1 protein-coding gene is annotated in these 4259 nt (G+C 61.8%); it reads right to left on the bottom strand.

Annotation, left to right across the window (positions count from 1 at the left end; all coding sequences use genetic code 11):
- Positions 1-4259, bottom strand: a 4259-nt coding sequence (locus tag B4U45_RS02435) for a beta strand repeat-containing protein (protein ID WP_423734682.1), incomplete at both ends; no start/stop codon positions are given.

Below are 4259 nucleotides of genomic sequence, written 5' to 3'. Positions count from 1 at the left end.
TCAGGCCGATGCCGATGTTGCCGGTGCCGGTGTTGGCCACGCCGATGTTGTCATCACCGAAGTTACCCAGGCCCAGGTTGTGGCTGCCGGTGTTGGCCAGTCCGATATTGGCAAGACCGGCGCTTAGGTGTGGGCCGGTGTTGGCGAAGCCGATGTTGGTGCTGCCGATGTTGGCGCTGCCCAGGTTGAGGCTGCCCAGGTTGGCGCTGCCCACGTTGGCGCTGCCGACGTTGCCGCTGCCCCAGTTGAGCTCGCCGGTGTTGCCAAAGCCGAGGTTGAGTTGACCCAGGTTGCCCAGGCCCAGGTTGAACACGGTGGCCTGGGGGCCGTCGTGCAGCAGGCCGGCCAGGTCGGTGCCGACGTTGGCCAGCCCGGACAGCTGCGCCGGGGCGCCCACGCCGGCGGTGCCGGTGTTGTACCAGCCCGAGACCGAGTTGCCCAGGTTGAACAGGCCCGATTGCAACGCCCCCAGGTTGGCCAGCCCCGAGTTGCCCAGAGCGCCGATCGCGGAGTTGTGCCAGCCGGAATTGTTCGCCCCGAAGTTACCGAACCCCGAAGAACTGCCACTGCCCTGATTGAAGAACCCCGACGACGGACCGCCCGTCGCATTCCCAAAACCCGGACCCGCCGGAATATCAACGAGTGGAATGTTGATGGGCCCAATTTCGCTGGTGATTCCGACTCCTATCGTGGTGTTTGGCCCACCGATCAGTGCGCTCACGTCGGGCAAGGTGCCGGTGATTTCGTTCGGGGAGAGTATGGGTCCGAGCTCGAAGCTCAAATAGCTCGAGTTCAGGATGCCGATCTGGAAGCGCGGAATCAGGAAGGGTCGGATATCTATGCCCTTTAAGTCGATGTTTATCGGGATATTTACCGGGATGCTGAAGCCCATGTTCAGCAGCGGTATCTCGGGGATGTAGATCCCGGCGTGCAGACCGAGCAGGCCTTGATAATCCTGGCGCCAGAAAACGCCGTTGGAGTAGCTGCCGGCGATGAAAGCACCCGTGTCGACATTGCCCGAGTTCGCCAGGCCGGTGCTGTAGTTGCCGGTGTTGAACCATCCGGTGTTGTAGTCGCCGGGGTTCCCCATACCGCTATTCGTGTTGCCGGTGTTGTAGGAGCCGGTGTTGGCGGTGCCGGTATTGACCCACCCGGTGTTGATGTTGCCGGCGTTGAAGAGGCCGGTATTGGATATTCCGGCATTGCCGATGCCGGTGTTGTAGTTGCCGGAATTGCCGATACCGAAGTTGCCGGTGCCGGAGTTGAACAGACCGATGTTGTTGCTGCCGGAATTGAACAGGCCGACGTTGCCGGTGCCGGTGTTGAGGGCGCCGAAACCGATTTGATGGCTCCCGGTCAGGCCGATGCCGATGTTTCCGTCTCCGGTGTTGGCCAGGCCGACGTTGCCGATGCCGTTATTGCCGAAACCGAGGTTGTCGTCGCCGGTATTGCCGAATCCGACGTTGTGGTCACCGAGATTGGCCGGGCCGATGTTTCCGCTGCCCAGATTGCCGAGGCCAAAGTTGTAGCTGCCGAGGTTGCCCCAGCCCACATTGAAACCGCCGAGGTTTGCGCTGCCGAGGTTGACGCTGCCGAGGTTTGCGCCGCCGAGGTTGACGCTGCCGATGTTTCCGCTGCCGAGGTTGAAGCTACCTAGATTTGCGCTACCGAGGTTGAGCGCCCCGGCATTTGCGAAGCCGGCGTTGACGTGCCACGGGTCATGCAACAGGCCCGCGACCTGGCTGCCGGCGTTGGCGATACCCGACACCTCGGCCGCGGTCGACAGGTTCAGCGTGCTGGTGTTGAGGAAGCCCGAGACGGTGTTGCCGACGTTCGAGACGCCCGATACCAGCTCCCCGAGATTCGTGTAGCCCGAGATTCCCAGGCTGCCGGAGGCGGTGTTGAAGAAGCCCGATAGGTTGGCGCCGACGTTCCCGAAACCCGACGCGCTACCCGTGCCGGAATTGAAGAAACCGGACGAGGGGCCAGTGGTCGAATTTCCGAAGCCCGGGGCGGCCGGAATGTCGATGATGGGGATTCTGATGGGACCGATGCCGCCGGAACCGCCGACATCGATCACGGTATCCGGTCCGCCGATGCCGGTAACGATATTCGGAAGATCGATAACGAAATCCGGGAATTCTATGGGTCCGACGCTGACGACCCGTTGGTCTCCGGTGCCGAGAATATCGATCTCGGCGGTGTACGGCGGAAGTGTGAACCGCTGAATTGCCAGGGTGCCGAGGCTGATGTTGATCGGAATATCAATCGGCGCCCCTAGTTCGAGCGTGACCGGGATGGCCGTATTGGGGATGACGAGACTGAACGCAGAGCTGTCAACACCCTGGTAATTCCCGCGCCACAACAGTCCGTTCGAGTAACTACCGCTGATCAACGCGCCGGTGTCGAAATCGCCGATGTTCGCCAGGCCGGTGTCGTAGTTGCCGGTGTTATAGCTGCCGGTGTTGTAGGTGCCGGAGTTGAAGTTTCCGGTGTTGGCCTGGCCCGCGTTGCACAGGCCGGTGTTGTAGTGGCCGGAGTCGGCGATGCCCGTATTGGCGATACCGGCGTTGAAGAATCCGGTGTTGGTGGTGCCGGTGTTGGCGATTCCGGTGTTGTAGTTGCCGGAGTTGGCGATGCCGAAGTTGCCGGTGCCGGAGTTGAAGAAGCCGACGTTGTTGGTGCCGGAGTTGAACAGGCCGATGTTGCCGGTGCCGGTGTTCGCGTCGCCGAAGCCGATTTGATGGTCGCCGCTCAGGCCGATGCCGATGTTGCCGGTGCCGGTGTTGCCGAAGCCGATGTTGGCGTCGCCGATGCTGGCCAGGCCGAGGTTGTGGTTGCCGGTGTTGGCCAGTCCCAGGTTGTGGTTGCCGGTGTTGGCCAGTCCGAGGTTGTGGCTGCCGGTGTTGGCGCTGCCCAGGTTGAGGCTGCCGGTGTTGGCGAGGCCCAGGTTGAAGCTGCCGATGTTGGCGCTGCCCAGATTGAAGCTGCCGATGTTGCCGCTACCCAGGTTGAGATCTCCCACGTTTGCGCTGCCGAGGTTCAGACCTCCCTGATTTGCCAGGCCGATATTGAACGTGGTGCCGTTGGTACCGTCACGCAAGAATCCCGCCAGGCTGGTGCCGACGTTGTGCAGGCCTGAGATAGCCGCCGGGCTGGAGAAACCCGGCGGGCCCGTATTGATGAAACCCGAGATGGAATTGCCCAGGTTAGCTATACCCGATTGCACGACACCGATGTTTAGGACGCCGGAGTTGCCAAAGTCGATGTTCGTAAGGCCCGAATTGTTGGCGCCGCTATTGAAGAAGCCCGACGAGCTGCCGGTACCGCTGTTGAAGAATCCCGAAGATGGTGCCGTGGTCGAGTTTCCGAAGCCAGGCTGGCCGCCGAAGCTGAATATCGTCCAGTCGACCGGACCGATGCTGGCGAGACTCGTGATTTCGACCACCGTATTGGGTCCGCCGATGGCGCCGTGTGGGGCTGGTACGGGAGCGAGCACCTCGACTTGCGGAATGGTGAGGGAGTCGATTTTTCCGGTGAAGGCCGGTATCGGACCAAAACCTACCGTGAAACCGAACGGGATATCAGACATTGTCATCCCGCTGTACACGACATTGGTAATGGTCGAAGTGATTGGGATATTGATGGGAATGGTCCCCACCGCATGTAACGGTATTTCGGGGATTGTGATGGTGTATGTGGCGCCGAGGAGGCCGTGGGAGTCGGCTCGCCAGAGGATGCCGTTGTTCATGTTGCCGGTGTTGAAGGCGCCGGTGTTGGTGGTGCCGGGGTTGGCGATGCCGGTGTTGGTGGTGCCGGTGTTGTAGGCGCCGGTGTTGGTGTTGCCGGGGTTGGCGATGCCGGTGTTGGTGGTGCCGCTGTTGTAGAAACCGGTGTTGGCGGTGCCGGTGTTACCCCACCCGGTGTTGAGTGCGCCGGTGTTGAGCACACCGGTGTTGGTGGTGCCGGTGTTGGCGATTCCGGTGTTGGTGGCGCCGGAGTTGGCGATGCCGAAGTTGCCGGCGCCGGAGTTGAACAGGCCGATGTTGTTGGTGCCGGAGTTGAACAGGCCGATGTTGCCGGTGCCGGTGTTGAGGGCGCCGAAGCCGATCTGGTGATCACCGGTCAGGCCGATGCCGATGTTGCCGGTGCCGGTGTTGGCCACGCCGATGTTGTCATCACCGAAGTTACCCAGGCCCAGGTTGTGGCTGCCGGTGTTGGCCAGTCCGATATTGGCAAGACCGGCGCTTAGGTGTGGG

This window comes from Mycobacterium persicum (genome assembly GCF_002086915.1).
In the GTDB taxonomy this organism is placed as follows: Bacteria; Actinomycetota; Actinomycetes; order Mycobacteriales; family Mycobacteriaceae; genus Mycobacterium; species Mycobacterium persicum.
This window is presented reverse-complemented; position numbering and strand designations above follow the sequence as displayed.